Raw genomic sequence first — 20,922 nt, forward strand, 5'->3', positions numbered from 1 at the left:
TATGAAAGAAGTTTTCGGTCCCGACGGGTTGATTGCCCGTTATCATCCAAATTATGAATATCGTCCGGGTCAAATCGAAATGGCTCACGCGGTACACGATACGCTTACGGATGGCGGAGTGGCGTTAATTGAAGCGGGAACCGGAACCGGCAAAACCCTGGCTTATTTAATCCCGGCGCTTGCTGCCGGGCGTCGCGTTATCGTTTCAACCGCTACTAAAAATCTCCAGGAACAATTAATCAAAAAAGACATCCCCTTTTTACAAACCGTGATTAAGAGAGATTTCAAGACGGTTTGTATGAAAGGTCGCGCAAACTACATCTGTCTGCACAAATTGAAAAAGGCAGAATCCCAACCGATTTTTGAAGACCTTCAGGATGTTAATTATTTTGACACCATTCGCCGGTGGGCAGGAAAAACCGAAACCGGTGATCGCGCCGAACTAACTGATTTGCCGGAAAATCTGCCGTTCTGGCATCAGATTGATGCGCGGGCTGAAAGTTGTATCGGTCAGAAATGTCCCGATTATGATGAGTGTTTCATCACCCGCATGCGCCAGGAAGCCATGGAATCCGATGTCGTCATCGTCAATCATCATCTATTTTTTGCTGACCTGGCGCTGAGAGGCGGCGATTTCGGCGCGGTGTTGCCGGATTATTCGACGATTATTTTCGACGAGGCGCACGAAATCGAAGATGTTGCCGCTTCCTACTTCGGGTGCAGCGTTTCAAATTTTCGCATCGCGGATTTGATTCAGGACGCGCAAAAACTGGTGATCAGTGAACCGGACGCGGTGGCTGAATTGGTAAAATCGCTTGCCCGGTTATCTCAACGTTCCGATGCCTTTTGGGCTACTTTTTATCCGCGCGATAAATTTGCGCAAGATGGCAGATATACATTAAGCGAAGAACATTTCGTTAAAAAAGACCGTGACGATAACCTGGTTCCGTCGGTTGCCGGTGAAGCTTATGTCGCTTTAATCAATGCCGTGAACCGGGTCGCAGGGGCGCTGGGTGTGGTGAAAGACCCGCCTTCGGAACTCGACAACATTTTGCGCCGCGTCGAAGTCTTGAAATTTGAACTGGAATTTATCGTCTCCGCCCAAGACCCCGGTTTTGTTTACTGGTATGAATGTCGCGGGCGCGGCGTCTTCGTTCACGGAACCCCAATTGATGTTTCGGGCATTCTTGAAGAGCGGCTTTTTTCCAATGTGCAAAGCGCCGTTCTAACTTCGGCAACCATGACGGCGGGAAATTCTTTTGACTTTATTAAAGGTAGATTAGGCATTTCTCATTCGCGGGATTTAATCATTGAATCGCATTTCGATTATGAGAATCAATCGGTGCTTTACCTGCCAAAACGCCTGCCCGACCCGCGCAGCCCGCAATTTAATGAAGCATCGGCTTTGGAAATCATTAAGATTTTACGGGCATCAAACGGACGCGCATTTGTTTTGTTTACCAGTGTGGCAGCGATGAATCAGGTGTTTGATCTGGTTTTTGAAGAGTTGGATTTTCCCATGTTCAAACAAGGTCAGGGTTCAAAAATCGGTTTGCTCGAACGTTTCCGAAAAACCCCGAATGCGGTGCTGTTTGCAACCTCATCATTTTGGCAAGGCGTCGACGTTCAAGGCGAAGCCCTGTCCTGTGTGGTCATTCATAAACTGCCGTTTGCAGTCCCGACAGACCCAGTGGTTGCCGCCAGACAAAAATATATCGATGACAATGGCGGCAATTCTTTTATGGAATATTCCGTACCGCAGGCAGCGATTATTTTGAAACAAGGGTTGGGGCGGTTGATTCGTTCAGCAACCGACAAAGGCGTCTTATCGGTTCTTGACCCACGCATTCAAACCAAATTTTATGGCAAGGTGTTTATCAAAAGCATTCCCTCATGTCGCATCACAGATAGAATCGAAGAAGCTACGGCAATATTCGATGACAAAAAATAGTGTGCTATACTGCGTTTTAGATTACGAAAGGAGGAATTAAATGGCTACGGCAATTCGCTTCACATCCGCTGATTTATTAGCGATGCCCGATAATGGCAAACGTTATGAGGTTATTGAAGGAGAACTCTATATGTCACGGCAACCATTCAATGAGCATCAACGTGTTTGTGGAAAGCTCTTCAATAAACTGGCGAATTGGAGTGAAGTTTCAAATTCAGGTGAACCTTTTTTTGCACCAGGATTGATTTTTGCTGAAGATGACGATGTCGCTCCTGACTTAATATGGATAAGCAAAAAACGGCTGGTAGATTATAAACCGGATGACCATTTTCATGTTGCTCCTGAGTTAGTGATTGAGGTTCTCTCGTTCGGTAAAGAACAGGAACGGCGAGATCGTGAAACTAAACTAAAACTCTATTCGCGACGCGGGGTGCAGGAATATTGGATTGCTAATTGGCGCTCAAGGCAAATTGAAGTCTATCGACGAAAGCGAAACCATCTACAACTTATCACCACATTAAACGACAATGAAACGCTGACCTCGCCATTATTGCCAAATTTCAGTTGCCAAGTTTCGACAATTTTCGATCACTCCTAATGAGTTCGTCCGAATCCCTGACGGGTTTTATCGAACAGTTCGTTTCTTCGACCGATTCAAAGCAAAATCTACGGCTCTAAAAAGGCAATAACACATTGTCGATTATGATGCCATTCTCATCAAAACACACAATCGCTTGACCCGGCACATTCAATCTCAACTCGCTTCCCGAAACCTTGAGTTTTTTGGATATTTGTTTTTTGTCTTCATTGATTAGCGTTGATATGAAATGCCCGCGTGAATCTTTTATTGTCCAATAGCGTTGCTTGCCATCCTCTTTATAAGAAATGATTTCGCCATTCCAGGCGAGTTTGGAATACAAAGCAAAAACTTTTCCGGTGGGTGTGAGGTGCCAGCCTTTTGTAAGTGCCTCCCCTTTTAACTTCGCATCTCGTCCGCCGATAATCGTTGAAACCTGTCTGCGGTTCGTCCAATACATGATCGAATGATAGGGAACGGCGTGCGTATAGAGCGCGACAATGTCCGGCACAATCATTAACTCCGAAAGTTTACGGGCAAATTCCATCGCGTATTTATTCGTCAGGTGTGGGTTGCCATCAAGAAATAAGCGAATGTTAAATTCCGTAATCAGATAGCGCATTTTCGGCGCAAAGGGACGAACAATTTTATTAAACAAATCAACACTTTTGGCGCGCACGCCTCCCGCATAAAGATGTAACACACCATAAATATCTTCGCGATTTTTCAAATCGATACGCGAAGAGAGCGCCCGCATCATTCGCGTATTCCATTCGGTATCCGATAGTTTTGTCGGCGTGTTTTTAGAATCCCCAACCGTTAACGGAAGCGCGAATTTAACGCCGAGCGGCGTCAGTCTATCGATTACCTCGGCAGCGCGTTCGGCGTACGCTTCGGGCATCCAGGGTCGATGATTCAACCAGGGTTCATTGGATAATTCGATTGCCACGAGTTTTGATTTTCGATTTACTGCCAGGAAATTGCGAATCACCTTTTCAGCAATCGCCCCTCCCTCTTCGACGTTGATTCCGATGACCGTTGAAAACGGTTGGGTCGAAAGGTAATCGGAAAAATCGCTGAAAGGAAACCAAGGGTATTCATTGGTCATTTTATTTTCGGCTTTAATTTTTGATGAAGCCGCAACGCCCTCGGCGCTATACATTCCGTGAAAACTGAAACGCAACGAACGCACCCCTGCCATCTCCAGGGCTTCGGCAAATTCATCACCTTGTTGTGGGTCTTTCCAGGCATCAATAAGAATATGCGGACTGTCAGCCCAAGTCAGGTCGGCTCCAAGAAACGGCGCTCTTCTGGTTGAAGCCTGGGGGAGGAGCGATGGAGAGGCAGCAAAATTGGTTGAAGCCTCAGTTGATTTATTTTCCCCAATGCCGGGAATAAGCAGCGAAAAAATCAGCGTGACTAAAATGGTTATGTTTTTCATTTCAATTCAAATTTAAAACGCTCAGGTTGAAATTTCTTTTTGAGATTCAATTTCAACCGATTGCGTTTCCAATTCGATTGAATCATTTGAAATTTTTATCGAACTGGTTTCAAAATCTACCTTTGAAGATTCGATTTCGGTGCGTTCGGCTTTGATTTTTTCAAGCCCTCGATAGGCGCGATAGTGGTGAATAAACACGATGATTAAACCGACCACCGGAATGGAAAAGAAGATGCCGATCAGACCGGCGATTTCAGCACCGGCAAGAATCGCAAGGATAACGATGAACGGCGGCATTTTAATGCCTTCACCGATGATGCGCGGATAAATGACATAATCCTGCGCGAGCCTCAGAATAATTAAAAACAGCGCCGCAATAAATGCGGTTTTAATTGAGTAAATTGCCGACAAACTGACAATAATCACCGCAGCGATTAAGGGTCCGGCTAAGGGAACGAATTCCATAAAGCCCGACATCACACCTAAAACCACCGGGTAAGGCGCACCGATTATCCACAAACCGACGCTGACCAAAAGACCAATGACGATACAGGCAGTAATTTGTGCGCGAATATAAGCGGCGATGGTTTTACTCATATCCAGTAACATCCACCGCACTCGCTTTTTTAATTTGTCGTTAGGCATGGCGTCGATGATTGCATCACCGACGTGCGAGGCATCTTTCAACAGAAAAAAGGAAATCACCGGAACCAGAATCAACCAGGGTAAATATTGCAGGTATGCCAGAAGTCCGACGACATGGGATTGCAGCCACGGAAACAGGGCTTCGGCGATTGCTGTACTCTCTTTCAATAAGTAATCCTGGACGCTGCGCGAGAGGTTCGCATGTTTAACCCACATATTGGCATTTTTTATGGTGCTGTTAATGTTGTTTGATGCGGACGCGATATAGGTCGGTAAATTCTGCGCTAAATCAGTAACCTGATCCCAGAGTTTGGGAATCAGGATTTCCAATACAACAAACAAAATACCGCCGACCAGAATATAGACCACACAGATTGCCGTCGGTTTGGATAACTTTAATTCTTTGCCTCTGAAATAGACGGCATTTTCAAATAGACCCACGAGCGGCGCGAGCAGATAAGAGAAAAATATGGAAATAATCAACAGTAAAATTAAGGCACTGAGTTTATAAACCAACCAGGCGGCAAGCAATATTCCAAGGATTATCGCAATGACGCGCACACAAACGGTTGTGTAAACCCTGATCAATTCCGAGCGGTCAGTTACCCTTTTTTTCATGATGTGCCCCCTGTTTTTTCCGGGCGTCTTACCGGCAAACCCGTCCGTCAATACACCGAATAGAAAAAAGGCATAAGCTTTAACAGCTTATGCCCTGCTTTTGAGATTTGAACTAATCTTTAAAACTAATCGTCCTTTCGCAAACCGGCGGCTCGCGACGCGCGTTTTGATTCTTCTGCCATCTGCTTGGCGGTTGGCATTTCAGTCAAGGCGCGCTGTACCTGATAATCGCCTTCAAGGAGAATTTGCGCTGCCACTTCCTGACCATACGCCGCGGTTACGACTTCGTAGCGAATTTGTCGTTTAATCCACTCGACATCTTTATCAACCCGCGTTTCATCAATTTTGGCTTCTTTATATTCGCGCTTGTAATCCGCCAGGTACTTTTTAAATGCCGCAATCACTTTATCATTAACGACATATTCATTGGCGGTCAGGCGATGCGAGTGATCGACGGTTCGATCAATTCTGAATTCAGGAAACCCGGCAATCTGTCCGGTGATCAACAGTCTGGCAAACTGGAAGGTCGGTTCCCACCAGGTTCTGCGCAGGTCAAACTCTTTGGTTGGGGTTTTCACCTCAACATCAGGGTCAATGCCGCCGCCACCGTAAACCACGCGACCTAAATCGGTTTTCTTCTCCTCTTTTTTGGTCGCCGCCGAGCGGTCAGAGTGGAAAATATAGTCGTAGAACGAGCGATTGGAATACTCGCGCTGAATGAGTCGTCCGCTTGGCGTGTAGTATTGACCGGTTGTGAGCGTCAATCCCGAACCATCGCGTAAGGGGAAAATATTTTGCACCAAACCTTTGCCGAAACTGTTTTCGCCGATTAATCGCGCGCGGTCGTGGTCTTGAAGCGCACCCGCCACAATCTCGGACGCAGAGGCCGAGCCTCGGTCAATTAACACAATCAGCGGATAATCTTCCGGTGTAGAGTTTCTCGCTTTTAATTCCCTCGGCGGAAAAATATTGGGATTTCTTCCGCGCATCGACACGATGGTCTGTCCCTGATAAAGGAAGAGGTTCGTCACCCGATAAGCCTGATCCACCAAACCGCCGCGATTGCCTCTCAGGTCTAAAATCAGCGAATTCATTCCCTGCTGTTTAAGGTCGATTAAAGCCCTTTGAACATCATCATAGGTCGTCTGGGTAAATCCGCGGAAAAGGTTTATGTAACCCACACCACTTGGCAAGATCGAATAATTGGGAATCGAGGGAAGCGGAACCGAACTTCTGACGATACTAAATTTCAACGGTTCGCTAATTCCGGCGCGTAAAACCTTAACGGTTACGCCGGTGCCCTCCGGGCCGATTAATTTATTGGAAACCTGGTTTGATGACCAACCATCGGTAGATTCACCATTGATTTCAACGATATGATCACCATATCGCAATCCGGCTTTATAAGCTGGCGTGCCATTAAACGGCGAAACAATGTAGGTTTTACCGTTTCTTTGAACAATCGTTGAGCCAATGCCGGAGTAGCGACTTCGCTGGTCATTTTGAAAGGCTTCCCACTCTTTGGCGGTAAAGTATGAAGAGTGCGGGTCAAGGGTGTGTAACATTCCAAGTATTGAGGATTGATACACCTTTTCATAACTTTCAGAGTTCATTTGACCGGCATAATTGTCCATCACGACGCTTAATGCGCCGATAAAATCCTGAACGATTTTTTTCCTCGAAGCATTATCATCACTATCTTGTTGAATCAGTCTTTGAGAAGGATGTGCGCCGACAAAAACCATCGGTAATAGCAGCGCAATCAATAAGGCGAAGTATCGGTTGATTTTATTCATGCGGTTCCTTTGATTTACGACCTCCAAAGCGAAGCCTTCGTATCAACTGGGTCTAGCTAATGCTTTACCAAAAAGAATTAGCGTAAAAATACTAAAGCAATTTTTAACGGAAAACAACTCATGACAAAAATGAAGCCTGAGAATATTAAATAATTCCACAAAAGGCTTTCGTTAATCCCGGCAAATGATTAACATTTTTATCAGTCGTCCGGTATGATGCAATAGTCGAAGCCATGTTTGGAAACTCTAAAAAATTAGTTATGTGCCAAGCCTGTCGGGCTTTTGTTAACCCATCGGAAAGGGTTTGTCCGCATTGCGGGTTGGATTCAGTGCCGGCGGGACGCACCTTTGCCAATACCGATAGCAATGGATTTGTTTCAATGCTCATCCTCACGGTAAATGTATTATTATTTATCGGCATTACCGCTGTTGAAATAAAAAACGGGCGCGGCGCGGAAGCTCTTATGAAGGGACCTTTCACTATGGTTTTACTGGATTTCGGTTCCTTCTATAACCCGCTGGTCAATCAAGGGGAATGGTGGCGATTTATTACCCCTAATTTTTTACATATCGGAGTGTGGCACATTCTGTTTAACAGTTATGCTCTGTATCAAATTGGGCCTTTAGTCGAGGAACTATACGGGTCTGCCAAATTCATTTTCATTTATTTGCTGACCGGGATTTTCGCCTTCGTCGCTTCCTATGTTTTCCATATCGGTGGCGCAGGAGCATCTGGGGCAATTTGCGGGTTAATCGGGTTGATGGCGGTATATGGGTATCGCGCCGGCGGGACATTTGGCAAAACCATCATGAACAGCATGATTCGCTGGGCAGTTATCATAATTATTTTCGGGTTTATCATCGGAGCCAATAATGTGGGTCACATTGGTGGCTTGCTTTCCGGCGCAGTTTTAGGGTTTTTACTCAAAGGAACGCCTCCCGAAAATTCGACCAATGTAAAACTCTGGAACACCGTAGCGGTTATTTGTGGTCTTTTAATCGTAATCAGCTTTGCTCTGGTCGGCAAAAATTATGGCAACGTTCAGACCGCTTACCAGCAAAGTTCGACTGAAACTAACCGCATCAAACAGGGCGGCGAAAATATTATTGCCTTGAACAGAATAATCATTAACCTCGAAAACGAAATGAATAAATTGGTCGGGAATATGAATAACCAAGGCACCACCATCGACACCGGCACATTAAAAAAGTTGAGCGAACAGATGGCAGCGATTCCTTCAATCGATGAGAAAAGCGATCAGATTAGATTGAAAATTAATGATTCATTAAAAAAACTGGTTCAACATTTTGAAACGCCAAATCAACCAAAGGGCGCTAAAACCGAAACCGCCGGTGTGTTACTTGCCAATTTAAAGAATTCGATAAATGAATTTAATAATTGGGTAGATAGTGTTTTGAACGATTATGGGTTAATTAAAACACCCTGATTCGTTTTTATTCATCCTTGCCAATTGCGTTCGGCAGCGTTCGCCGATACAATCAAAACCAAAATTACCAAAATTTTTTTAGTTACTTCTAAAATTTTTATATTATTCAGGCAGTGGGAATACTTGGATTTTTTATCAAACGGTTCCGATAGTTTACTGAAACAACCCAAATAATTTTGCATCACATCGTTTTGTAACCAAATTGGAATAACGAAACCTGATAGGCAAGGTTAAAAATGACAGCACCGGGAAACAACAATATTTTTACCAAGGGGAAAAGGGCGCTCGAAGAAAGTCGATTCGAGGAGGCTGCCAATTTATTTCAAGGCGCGTTACGGGTGGGCGTATCATCCCTGGATGAAGATGCGCAAATCCGCAGCTTTTATAATGAAACCCTGCACAAACTCGGACGGCATCGCAAACAACAGGAAATTCTTGCCAAGTATGAAAACCCCAACGAGTTCGCTCGCCTGAGTGAACACACCCAGATGCTTGTGCTGATCAGACTGGGTTGGACCTATTCGGTTCTGTATGACATTCCTCGCGCCATCGCCTATTTCAATCAGGCATTGCCGATTGCTCGCCAATACGAAGAGGATGCGAGAATCGGAGATTGCTTTTTCGGGTTAGGGAATTCATACCGTTTCGTTTCGGAAATTCGCATCGCCCGTGACCATTACACCTCGGCGCTTGAACATTACCGGCGTTCCGGCAATTGGCGGGAAATCGCCGAGTGCTATTTAAACGTCGGCAATATTGATGCGCGTGAAGGTGATTTTCAAAACGCCGTGAATCCGGTGTTACAGGCAATCGCCATTATCGGCGATCATAAAGAAGATAATTTACTCGGTCGGGCATATAACGATCTGGCGCTTTTTTATGATCATCTGGGACATTCCAATTCAGAGATTCTGGCAGCCTGGAATAAATGCATCGACCACTTTAGGGATTCAGGCAATACCCTCTGGTTAGGCATCAACTATAACAATCTGGCAATGAAATTATTAAGGCTCGGGGATATTAAACGAGCCGAAGAATATGCTTCGTCCGCCGTCGAATTGATCCGTCCGACCGCCAGATTATCCCAGCTCGGTGGTGCCCTCGATACGCTGGCGCAGATTTATCTGATTCTCGGAAAAATTACTGAAGCCGATGCCCTTTTGGAAGAATCCATTCAAACCTTTGAAAAAATTAAGGCTGATAAAAAATCGCTCAATAAAGAGATTTATCTCGAACCTCAGACCTATACGACGATTGGCAGAAGTTTTTTGATCAAGGGAAATCTGGAAAAAGCCATAGAGAATCTCTCCAAGGCGGTTGATATTGCCGTCCGCTTAGGTGACCGTCAGTATCTGGCGGATACCGAAATCTGGCTTGCTGAAGCATTGGTCAGGCAGGGAAAAATCGATAAAGCCAAAGAGACTCTGGAAGTCGTCCGCAAAGATTTACAGGTTTCCCCGGATATGGTGGCGTGGGGATTTCTCTCAAGGGTGGATGCTCAAATTGCCAGTGAACAGAACCATTTCGCCGCTGCCTTTCAATCGCTTGAACAGAGCAGCTCGCTTTTTGAAATCCGGGAAAATAAATATCAACGAGCAATTAATCAACTCATTTTTGCGCAAATTCTGGATAAACAAGGTGACGTAGTAAATGCCTTGCTCGAAATCCAAAAAGCCATAGCGGTATTCGAGCAAATCGGCGCGGTTATCGATTTGCAAAATTCCAAACAGGTTTATGAGAGGTTATTAAACCGGAAAGTTGCGCCTCCGGTTAAACCGCCAAAACCTTATGGTCAAATTGAATTGGCATCGGCGTTTGACGGATTTGTGGCTCAGCGCCTGGTGCAGGCCGCCGTATCAAGAGAGTTACTGTTGCACGAATTGACCACAGTAATCAAATCCTTAACTCAGAGTAAGGCAGTAGTAATTTTTGAATCTGAAATCGACCATGACGAAGTTAAACATAAACCGGGAAATTACAGGATACTCTCAGCCAACGGTTTGGATGACACCGCTCAAAAAAAAGAGGTTGAACTCATTAGTAAAGTCGCTGAAAAAGATTTTGAAAAAAATTTCATTTACTGGTTTTCCGATAACCAGCACTCCAACTTTCTTTTGCACATCGTGAATCCTCAAAATGAACGGTTCCTTCAAGGGAGAATCAGTCTGACGCCACTGGTTTCGATTGTTCAACAAGGGCTGGAAACCAACTATTTAAAAAGCCACCGCCGCAAACCCCGGGTATTTAATGCCTCGCGCGCCCTTGCAGAAATCGAACTGCCCGGGTTTATCTGCGCCAGTCGAGCAATGAACCGGGTAATCGAGCAAATCCATAAAATCCGCTCCTCGAATGTCACGGTGCTGATTACCGGGGAGTCGGGAACCGGCAAAGAATTAATTGCCCGCGCCATTCATGCCAGTTCGTCTCGAAGAACTAATAAATTCATTCCCTTTAACTGTTCGGCAGCGCCTCGCGATTTAATCGAAAGTCAATTATTCGGTCATCGCAAAGGCTCTTTTAGCGGCGCGCAAACCGAAAATCGCGGCATCATCCGTAATGCAGACCACGGCACGCTCTTTCTTGATGAAGTAGGCGATTTGCCCATTGACCTGCAACCCAAACTTTTACGCTTTCTTCAAGAAGGTGAAATCCTCTCACTCGGAGATAATGAACCGGAAATCGTCGATGTTCGCGTCGTAGCGGCAACCAACGCCAACCTCGAAGCGTCAGTGGCGCAGGGCAGATTTCGTGAAGACCTTTTTCATCGGTTGAACGTTATTCGCATCCAAATGCCGCCGCTAAGAGAAAGGCGTGAAGAGATTCCCGCCTTAATTAACTACTATTTGAAAGAATATCAAAAGCAGTCCTCGAAGAGTGACATTCAACTTGCCGAAGAGACTGTGGATTTGATGGTGGTGTATGATTGGCCCGGCAACGTTCGCCAACTCTGTAATGAGATTCGCCGAATTGTGGCATATGGAGAATCGAACACGATTATTTATGCCGACTCTCTGTCACCGGAAATCGTCAGCGCCAGTCGCGAACTGAAAGACCAGCAATCACCGCTCATTTCTTCCACAGCCAATGTTGAACCGCTAACCCCGAACACGACCTTAGCGACAGCCATTGAAGAATTAGAACGACGAATGATTCAAGAGGCGCTCAGACGCAGTGAAGGCAACATCGCACACGCCGCTAAAGAACTCGGTCTTTCCCGCAAAGGTCTTTACCTGAAACTCGACCGGCTGAAATCGAAATGAATACTCCCGGCAAACGGTATGCATAACAGGAAAATTAATCCTTAATTCCTAATAAAATGCGTTCGGGTGTCAAGTCAGTAGACAGATGTGTAAAGGCTTTACACTTTCGGCTATTTGTCCAGATTATTTAATTTACAATAGCTTATTAATCCGACTGCCAACTAACTTGACAGATTCTTTCCGGTTCCCCGCGAACTTCAAATGCGAGAACCCTTGTAAATCCAATCGCGCTACCCCCCTTCACGCTTGGCATATTCTTTGCTTAAAGAGCCTCATCCAAAGCGTTGCAATCAAAAACCTCGAGCAGCGGGATGGGTGTGTCATTTTACAGGTGTTAAGAACTATTGATTGAAAAATATTTTACGACGTAACACAGCCTAAAAATGTGCAACGCGAATGGGAAATCTCTTTGCCCGAGCACCCATTCGCGTTGTGAAACCAAAGCAAATGCGCTTCAGTCAAGCGCATTTGTATCAAATCTCTATCTCGAAAATCAATGCGATTTTCTTTCAGGAGAAAGCCATGTTTGGTACGAGACGAAAACTAAAATCTCAAATTTCAATGATCCTGGTTATGGCAGTTTTTATAACCACAAGTTTAATTCTACCGTTTTCCGGCAAAGCCAGTTTCACCAGTAAAGCCAATTTGGCAGCGCCGCCGGTTTCAACTGTGGTTCCGCCATTTCAAAGTTCCTCAAGTTTTGACAAGCTCCTGCAAGACGACAGTAGTGGCGATATGTTGAGATGGAATGCCGCCACGGGTGAATACCTTTTCAGCCGATGTAGCAATGGCTTCACGCTTATTGGTACTGGAACCGTCAGTTCAAAAGGTTCTACTTATACCTTAACCCACAATGCGACTGATCGCCGGGTACAGGCAACACTTGATGCCATTCAGCACAGCGGCACTGCGTCAATTCAATATCCAATTGGCACAACATTCACCATTACCGACAGAAGCACAACCCCCGATCCGGGAGCCAGTGATATGACGCCGCCGCAGGTAAATGTCACAGCGCCAAATGGCAGTGAACTGGTTGATACGGGTTCACATTTCACGATTACCTGGGAAGCTACCGATAATATTGCGGTGACGAAACAGGATGTTTTGTTATCAACCGATGGCGGCAACTCATTTGCAGTAATTGCACAGAACTTGGCAAGTGATGTCAACCAATATGATTGGATTGCCCCCTTGATTTCAACCAATCAAAATGTGCGTGTTCGGGTTGTGGCGTATGATGCGGCTTGCAATGTGAGCCGCGATGAAAGCGATGCGAATTTCACCATCGTCAGCACCAACACAACCTTCACCCACTTTGCCGATACACCGGTTTATATGCTGGGCGGCGGGTTTAATTCCGTAATCCATTTATGCAACACTTCGCCTGATAGCGTCATTGTTGAACTTGGCGTTCGCAATCGCTTCGGCACCGGATTGGTCAGTCCGCCTTCGCAATTTACGGTGCCATCCGGGCAAGTTCGCGCGATCAATTTGGCAGACTACCTGACCCCGACAACCCCGCCGACAACGGGAGACCCGAATGTTTTGATGGGAAGCATCCGACTGCGTCACAATGGCTCCCAAGACAATGCGGTGCGAGCAATTGTTGCCGTTGACCGCAACAATGAAGATGAATCTTTCACTGTGCCGTTCGTTTATGTGAATTCCCAACAATCACCCAACAGCACTATGCAATGTGCGCCGTTGTATTACATTGACGAGCAGACCAACGCCAACCTCTCCCTGCAAAACGTGACGAATTCCCCGGTCAGCGTCAGTGCAACCCTGCACTACGGTACGGGTGAAACCGGAACGCCGAACGGAACTTACGCATTGCCTTACTTCACACTCCCTCCGCAAGGAAGTGCATTGATTGACCTGGCACAATTTGCCGATAAATTACAAGGAACGCATTGGGGTTCGATTACCTTGAATACCCCGCCGCAATCAGTTGTCGCTCACACGGTCATGATGTCTTCAACCAACAGTTTGGCATTCGATTCAAATTTTGTTGACCCGATGATGTGCGCCAGCGCGACTAAAACCGTCAGCACCTTGAAACTTGATTATGCAATGAATTTGCAATCGTGTTTGATGGTTTGCAACACTTCAAGCGCCGATACGCGAAGCGTTACCATAAATTTTCAAACCGATAATGGTGTCACGCTGCCTTCGCAAACCCTCTCACTTGCGCCCGGACAGCAACGGTTGATTGAGTTGGATTCAAGACAACTGTTGCAACCAAACACCGGCACAATGGCTACAGCACAAGTGAGCTATGAAGGTAACGCAAGTGACATTATTGCCAGCGCCGTATCCATGTCGGCTGCGAATAGTTGTGCGATTCCGGCACAATTTACCGAACCACACGCATCCGATAGTCGTCGATTAGTTGCACCGTTTTTCAGATTTGATGAACGCACTTCAGGAATCTTGCAGGTCTCGAATTTCGGAGCGACTGCCATCAAAGCCGGTGCAGGGATGAAGTTCGCTGATACCACTTTGCCGATGTTGAATACAGATTTGATAACGGTTCCGGCAGGCGGGACAGCAACAATTGACTTGCAAAGTTATTTCTATTTGGTTGATGATGGGGTAGCGGCAAGAGGGTGTGTCGAGTTAATTCATAACGGTGCGCCGGGAAGCGTGACGGCGACATTTACCGCGATTGGAAAACATAACAATCTTTCATTAGAAGTTCCGTTGGAAAGCGGTCCTGCATTTAATGCAACCGATATGGCGCTATTCCCGAATAGCGCGGACGTGCAGCCGAGCGATTCAAAGGAGGTAGCCGTATTGACTGGCGGCAGTTTGAATGCCCCGAATTGGAGTGTAAATGCGAGCATCGGTGATCCGGGCAGTATCACACCGTTGGGGTCATCGGATAGCAATGTCTATCGCGCTTCATATACAGCTCCGGCTGATACCAAAGCCTTGAATGTGACCGTAAACGCCAGCGCATCTGGCGGAGGAACGCAATCCGGCAACTTTTCTCTCAGTAAAGTCGGGGTAACAAGTTTTTCGAGCGCGCTTGGAAACGGCAGGCTTAATCCAAAAGCCAACACCAATTTCACCATAACTGGCAATCAAGATTTCCCTGAGGGTTCATTGGTAGTTGTGTTTAGGCAGGGAGACAAGAATACCCCAGATATTATTGTCTCAAGAAGCGTATCCGATTCTAAAATTTTAACTGGAATTGCTCCACCAAACACATCATTTATCGGGGACGCTCAAATCATAATTCTTCAAAATGGAACGAAAATCTCTAAAGACAAAACCAAAGGCGCAGCCTACTATGCATTTAATCCACCATCTCCACCCACTGCCACAAGTCCAGATGGATTCAACAGGCTTGGTGGTATCCTGACAATAACCTCAACTCTGATCGATGGGAATGGCTTTGAAACATTTAACCAATTGAAGCCAAGTGTCAATATTGGCGGATTAGATTTCACGGTTAATACATCTCAACCAACACGATTGGATGGTTTGGTGCTAAGAGCATCTAAAGACATCTCATCTTGTACAGTTGAAGGCCAAACTCCTTGTAAAAGAATTACTGTATTAAATCCGGGGGGTAGAAAGGCTGACAAAACCATTAGCAATATCCCCCTGTATAATCTGAAACCGGGGCCAACGCCTGCGATACAGTCAATAAATACAAATGTCGCGCCATCGACTGGACAAACGCAGGTGCGAATATCAGGAACAAATCTTGATTTCGTAAAAAGGGTTACATTTTCTGCTGTTGAGGCGCTGGAAATCGTCAGACAAACGCCTGATCAATTGCGGGTCATCGTTCCTCCTAACTGTAGGGGCACGTCTACAATTACCATATTCGATGTGGATGATGGGAGCGCAGCATTGGCAGGGTTTCAATATGTTGCGGCTGTCCCTCAGCAAGTAAATTCCCATGAGATTCCCGGATTAGGATATGTCTTTATTGTTGGAGGGTGCAGTGAAGCCTTGTCGCGGGATAATAATTTTACTTTTACCCCAAATTGTATCGCTGCAAATCCACCACATACAGCGGTTCAGGTGAATATACAGGAGATTTTACAACCAGACCCGCGATTGCCGAGTTTTCTGCCTGGGCAAAGGGTTTTTGCGGTAAATGCAGATTTCAATCGCGGAAACTGCCCTGGAAACCTCGCGGTTCCTGCGGATTTTGACCTCACACTGTTTAATAGCGCAGATACTACAAAACGGCTAACGGTCAGATTGAGGTTTACCAGATTTTAAGGTGGATAGGTTTTCTGCCTACTCAGAGAATAATTTTGCCTCTGAGTAGGCAGAAAACCACCCTTTCTGATTGCGAATCGGTATAGAGTAGGGAAATTGTAGGAGATGCAATGAATAAGAGAAAAATTGATAAATTAAAAATGCTATTTTTACTGCAACTGGTTTTCTTGATTCCGATTAAATCATTTGCCCAATTTACTCTATCTCCCATTGTCAAACGTGGAGAACCCAGCCCTGATGGTGGACGATTTTTCATTTGTGATGATTGTGAAGGGCGCATTAATGGTCATCATGCCTTCAATAATCAAGGTAGTGTTGCAATTTCTGCTGATACAGAAGGTAAATGTTTTGGTGCACTATTTTTAGTGACTGTTGAGAAGGATGTTGTATTATCCGATTCCTGTACTGAAACCCCTTGGGGAAAGCTGGGATATGGCTCTACACAACTTAACAGCCAATCTCAAGCTGTTTTTATGGCTTTCCCATTGATGAATAATCGATTCGTTACCACCATCTTTTTCCATTCCGATGGCCAACTTTCTAGAATCGTTGGAGAAGGTGATCCAACACCACTTGGTACAACCTTCGGTAATTGCGGCTTTAGCGCACCAAGTATCAACGACAAAGGCGAAATCGCTTTCGGCGCTTGCACAAACGACGGACAAGCTTTAATCCGCGATGGTATTTTTGTTCATGCCAACGGGCAACTCATTCCCATCGCCGTCAACGAAGATGTCACAGATATTTTACCCGGCAAGTTCTATTTTAATTTCTTCCCTGCTGTCCAAGCCTACATCAACAACAACAGCGAAGTCCTCTTTCAAGGCAAAATCATTCTTGATTCTTTAGAGCGCGAACGCTATGGCTGGTTTCTTAAAACTCACGACGGCATTAAAAAAATTTTCCTTGATGCTGACCCCTTGGTTGACGGCTTGAGCGTCAAAGACCGCACCATCGGCACCAGTGATTTGAATGATAACGGGGAAGTCGCTTTTGCAGTGCTGCTCGACGGCAAAGCCGATAGCGGCATCTTCAGGCGTTCCGGCAATCAAATCAGCAAAATTATGGCGCAAGGCGATGCCACCCCGATTGGCGGCAAATTCTCAACCCTCGATGACCCCGACCTGATTGAAAATTTCCTGTTGCTCAGACCGCGCATCAATGCCAACAGCGCCGTGGCATTCAAAGCCAAAGTCATTGACGGCAGGTCCGGCACAGCGATTTTCCTGGCTTCACCAAACGCTATGCTCAAAGTCGTGGCAGTTGGCGACACCGTGCCCACCGGCGAAACCATTCGCGAAATTGATACCTTCGCCTTGAATGATTTGGGGGAGGTGGCGTTTTTCGCCTATGGTCGCAAAAATCACACCCAACCGCTTGGCGTTTACAAAGCGACGCCAGCGCAACCGGTCATCAAAAAAGTCAAACTCAAAAACAAAAATGGTCGCTTGGAATTACGGGTCAACGGCAACGGCATGATTACCAACGATTCGGTGATTGAAATCAATGGCGTGAGGCTTGAAGTGATGAGCTACCCGGAAACTGCCAGAGAAGCGGGCGGCACCACAACGCAAATCATCAGCCGCGATGCCCAGCTTGAACAATTACTTCCTGTCGGACAAACCGTGCAGATTAAGGTTTACAATGCCCTGACAAATCGATTCAGTGAAGTAAGAAATTTTACGAGACAATAAAGACTCCTCACCACATATGGCAAAGCACAAACTGACGAACCACCGAACCTCGGCTGAGGCAACCGCAGCAGGCACGGCAGCTAAAGAAGATAGTCGTTACGATGAAGCGATTGCTCATTTTCAAAGCGCTCTGCGAATGCGTCCCGCCGCCGAAGAAGAAGCGCGGATTCGCTGCCAGTTAGCTGAAACCTATGAGATACGCGGGTTACACCGCGAGCAGCTATCAACCCTTGAAAAATACGCTTCTCCTGAAAAACTGGCGCAGTTTTCTCAGCCTCTCCGAATCATTTTAAAAACCCAATTAGGCAGAGCTTACAGTTACAACAATGATTCGCCACGAGGCATTGGGTTATTGAATCAAGCGCTGAGCCTTGCTTATCATGTTGGCAATGATAAAGAAATCGGCGATTGCCATCAGGGCTTATCGCTTTCTTATATTAATATTTCCGAGCACCGAATCGCCCGCGATTATTGCGATGCCGCATTAGAGCACTATCGGCGACTTGGCGGGTGGCGTGAAATCGCCTTATGTTATTTTCAACTCAGTCGTATCCACTTTCATGAGGGGGATTTTAAATCTTCTTGGCATTACGCCAATCAAATGCTCGTAATGATAGGAGATAAAACGGATGCATACTTACTTGGCACTACCTATCATACGGCTGCTATTGCAAGATATTATGTTGATCCGGTAAACCAACCAATTTTGAGCTACCTTGAAAAAGGCATTGAATATTTTTACAAGACTCAGAATGAACCGGACATTGCTGTCTCTTACAACACACAAGCATACCTCCTGATGCTTAGCGGAGATTTGAATAGAGCAGAAAAAATCAGCCGTTCGGCAATCCGAATCGTAAGGAATTCGTCGCGGTTAATGTATCTTGGAGTGCTTCTCGATACATTGGCACAAATCAATTTATTGCAAGGAAACCTCCAGGAAGCAGACGCTATTCTTGAAGAAGCAAAAGAAATTTTCAGCCATTTCAAGCAAAAAAACTCCAAACCCTCAGCCGAAGAAATCGTTTTGGATATTACCATTGGTCGCAAATATTTACTTGAAGGAAATGTCATTAAAGCCATTGAGTATTTGCAAAAAGCGGTTGATATTTCTTTGTCATTAAAAGCAACCCGACACTTGATGGATGCGCAAATTTGGTTGTCGGAGGCACTGCTTTCACAGGGCGATATCGAAGCAGCAATTAAAATTGTTGAAGAAATGCATGCTCAAATCAACCGGCACCCGAATTTGGAATTATTTGGTTTCCTCTGCCGATTGGATGCCAAAATCGCTGCCGCACAAAATAATTTTGCTGCAGCCATCCAATGGCTCGAACAAAGCACATCTTTTTTTGAAATCCGCGAATATCAATATGAACGCGCCGTCAACCGCATACTCCTCGCCTCAATTTTAGAAGAACTTCGGGCTTTCGATGAATCAATCAAAGAAGTCGAAACTGCATTGTCCATATTTGAAGAGATCGGCGCGAAGTTGAATGCGAAGGAGGCAATAGATTTTTTAAACACGCTAAAAAAGCAAGCAAAAACTTCTGTTTCGCCATCACAAATACAAGATTATCGTCAACCATCGGATTTGGCACTTTCAATTGATGGATTTATCGCCCAACGGATACTGCGTGCCTCGATCTCACGCAAACTTCTGCTCCATGAAATCGCTTCGATTACACAAGCGATTGCCGCTGCTCAAGCAATTGTTATCTTTGAAACGAAGCCTACAGTTGAAAATGTCAATCAAACTTCTACAGAATATGTGATTGCAACCGCTCTTGGGTTAGATGAACCAGCTTGCATATCCGAACAGGAATTCATCAACCAGGTTCCACAAACCGAATACGCCCGTCATTGTGTTTATGAATTTTCGGATCATCATCAATGCAAATTTCTCTTGCAGGTTATTGAACCGCAATCCGAAAGATTCAAAGCGGTCAAGGTTACACTCAAACCATTATTGCAACTCGCAGAACATAGCCTCGAACTGAACCAGTTTAAAAGCAATCATCAAAAACCTCGCGTGTTCAATCCCGAACAGATGCTTGCGCAACTACAAATCCCCGGATTTATCTGTGCCAGTCGCGCGATGAATGATGTATTGGAACAAATTCAAAAAATCCGCTCATCCAATGTCACGGTGTTAATCACCGGTGAATCAGGAACCGGGAAAGAATTAATCGCCCGCGCCCTTCATGCGACCTCATCACGTCGCGCCAAAAAATTTCTCCCGTTTAATTGTTCCGCTGCCCCGCGCGAGTTGCTCGAAAGTCAATTGTTCGGACATCGCAAGGGCGCTTTTAGCGGTGCGATGTCAAATAATCCCGGCATCATTAAAACGGCAATCGGAGGTACGCTCTTTCTTGATGAAATCGGCGATTTACCGTTGGATTTGCAACCCAAGCTTTTGCGTTTCCTTCAGGAAGGCGAAATCTTATCGCTTGGCGACAACGAACCCGAAATTGTTGATGTGCGTATCGTCGCAGCAACTAACTCCAATCTTGAAGATGCCGTCGCGCAAGGTAAATTTCGTGAAGACCTCTTTCATCGCCTTAATGTAATTCGCATTCACACGCCGCCACTCAGAGAACGTCGCGAAGAGATTCCGGTTTTGGTCAATCATTATTTAACCGTGTATCAGCAAGAATCGGCAAAAACCGGCATAGAACTAACGGAAGAGGCTCTTGATTTACTGCTGGTTTATGATTGGCCCGGCAATGTGCGACAGTTGTGCAACGAATTGCGGAGAGTCGTTGCCTATAGCGATTCGGGAACCGCCGTGTCGCCCGATAAGCTTTCAATTGAAATTGTGAAAGCCGGTCGGGAAATTCAAGCCAAGGAAAATGCAGCCTCAAAGCCTTTTGCTGCAATTGAAGTTGACGGCTTGAAAGCAACTTTACAAGAGGCAACCGATGAGCTTGAACGGCGAATGATAATGCTGGCATTGCAACAGTCATCGGGAAACATCGCTCAAGCTGCCAAAGCATTGGGGCTTTCCCGTATGGGACTATACTTAAAAATGAATCGCTTGAATTTGGAGCGGTAAGCGGCACCGCGCCGATTAATCACATCAGGAATTAAATTGTCGAATTGAATCGATTCCGCCTCAACCGAACGACTTCAGGGAACTGTGTAGCAGCTACACAGATGTGTAGCTGCTACACAGTTTTCCTTAATTGAATAAATAATTTAATTTATCTGAGATTTACCGGGTCTTGGGGGGGGGGATGGGTGGAGC

At 45.7% G+C, this 20,922-nt stretch carries 10 protein-coding genes; 7 read left to right on the forward strand and 3 right to left on the reverse strand.

Translation table 11 applies throughout. The features are described from left to right. Position 1: 1 nt before the first annotated feature. Complete coding sequence (locus tag AB1757_22390) at positions 2-1,951, forward strand: ATP-dependent DNA helicase (GenBank protein ID MEW6129806.1); 1,950 nt, start codon at positions 2-4, stop codon at positions 1,949-1,951. Positions 1,952-1,991: 40 nt separating this feature from the next. Continuing rightward, a complete protein-coding gene (locus AB1757_22395; GenBank protein ID MEW6129807.1) occupies positions 1,992-2,549 on the forward strand; it encodes a Uma2 family endonuclease in 558 nt (185 codons plus the stop codon). 76 nt (positions 2,550-2,625) lie between these two features. Here the strand turns inward: AB1757_22395 and AB1757_22400 are convergent, their stop codons facing one another. The 3 genes from AB1757_22400 to AB1757_22410 all read right to left on the reverse strand — a co-directional run bounded on the left by AB1757_22400 (position 2,626) and on the right by AB1757_22410 (position 7,028). Next, on the reverse strand, positions 2,626-3,969 hold the full coding sequence (locus tag AB1757_22400; protein ID MEW6129808.1) for a hypothetical protein: 1,344 nt from the start codon (positions 3,967-3,969) through the stop codon (positions 2,626-2,628). A gap of 21 nt (positions 3,970-3,990) precedes the next feature. Further along, entirely contained in the window at positions 3,991-5,232 is a 1,242-nt protein-coding gene (locus AB1757_22405; protein MEW6129809.1) for an AI-2E family transporter, read from the reverse strand. A gap of 125 nt (positions 5,233-5,357) precedes the next feature. Continuing rightward, positions 5,358-7,028, reverse strand: a complete 1,671-nt coding sequence (locus AB1757_22410; GenBank protein MEW6129810.1) for a S41 family peptidase — start codon at positions 7,026-7,028, stop codon at positions 5,358-5,360. Positions 7,029-7,357: 329 nt separating this feature from the next. Here AB1757_22410 and AB1757_22415 point away from each other — a divergent pair, with 329 nt between their 5' ends. From AB1757_22415 to AB1757_22435, 5 genes are all read left to right on the forward strand, one after another. Further along, entirely contained in the window at positions 7,358-8,476 is a 1,119-nt protein-coding gene (locus AB1757_22415; protein ID MEW6129811.1) for a rhomboid family intramembrane serine protease, read from the forward strand. Between the two features lie 236 nt (positions 8,477-8,712). Beyond that, positions 8,713-11,736: a sigma 54-interacting transcriptional regulator gene (locus tag AB1757_22420; protein MEW6129812.1), complete on the forward strand. Its 3,024-nt coding sequence runs from the start codon at positions 8,713-8,715 to the stop codon at positions 11,734-11,736. A gap of 573 nt (positions 11,737-12,309) precedes the next feature. Next, a complete protein-coding gene (locus AB1757_22425; protein MEW6129813.1) occupies positions 12,310-15,981 on the forward strand; it encodes an IPT/TIG domain-containing protein in 3,672 nt (1,223 codons plus the stop codon). Positions 15,982-16,469: 488 nt separating this feature from the next. Further along, the gene (locus tag AB1757_22430) at positions 16,470-17,675 is read left to right on the forward strand and encodes a choice-of-anchor tandem repeat NxxGxxAF-containing protein (protein MEW6129814.1); all 1,206 of its coding nucleotides are present in this window, start codon (positions 16,470-16,472) and stop codon (positions 17,673-17,675) included. 16 nt (positions 17,676-17,691) lie between these two features. Next, the gene (locus AB1757_22435) at positions 17,692-20,730 is read left to right on the forward strand and encodes a sigma 54-interacting transcriptional regulator (protein MEW6129815.1); all 3,039 of its coding nucleotides are present in this window, start codon (positions 17,692-17,694) and stop codon (positions 20,728-20,730) included. Positions 20,731-20,922: the final 192 nt, after the last annotated feature.

This window comes from Acidobacteriota bacterium, from assembly GCA_040754075.1.
In the GTDB taxonomy this organism is placed as follows: domain Bacteria; phylum Acidobacteriota; class Blastocatellia; order UBA7656; family UBA7656; genus JBFMDH01.

Bases quoted from the DNA above. Each gene is read 5' to 3' on its own strand.
- AB1757_22390 (MEW6129806.1), top strand. From the start codon at position 2: ATGAAAGAAGTTTTCGGTCCCGACGGGTTGATTGCCCGTTATCATCCA.
- AB1757_22395 (MEW6129807.1), top strand. From the start codon at position 1,992: ATGGCTACGGCAATTCGCTTCACATCCGCTGATTTATTAGCGATGCCC.
- AB1757_22400 (MEW6129808.1), bottom strand. From the start codon at position 3,969: ATGAAAAACATAACCATTTTAGTCACGCTGATTTTTTCGCTGCTTATT.
- AB1757_22405 (MEW6129809.1), bottom strand. From the start codon at position 5,232: ATGAAAAAAAGGGTAACTGACCGCTCGGAATTGATCAGGGTTTACACA.
- AB1757_22410 (MEW6129810.1), bottom strand. From the start codon at position 7,028: ATGAATAAAATCAACCGATACTTCGCCTTATTGATTGCGCTGCTATTA.
- AB1757_22420 (MEW6129812.1), top strand. From the start codon at position 8,713: ATGACAGCACCGGGAAACAACAATATTTTTACCAAGGGGAAAAGGGCG.
- AB1757_22425 (MEW6129813.1), top strand. From the start codon at position 12,310: ATGGCAGTTTTTATAACCACAAGTTTAATTCTACCGTTTTCCGGCAAA.
- AB1757_22430 (MEW6129814.1), top strand. From the start codon at position 16,470: ATGAATAATCGATTCGTTACCACCATCTTTTTCCATTCCGATGGCCAA.
- AB1757_22435 (MEW6129815.1), top strand. From the start codon at position 17,692: ATGGCAAAGCACAAACTGACGAACCACCGAACCTCGGCTGAGGCAACC.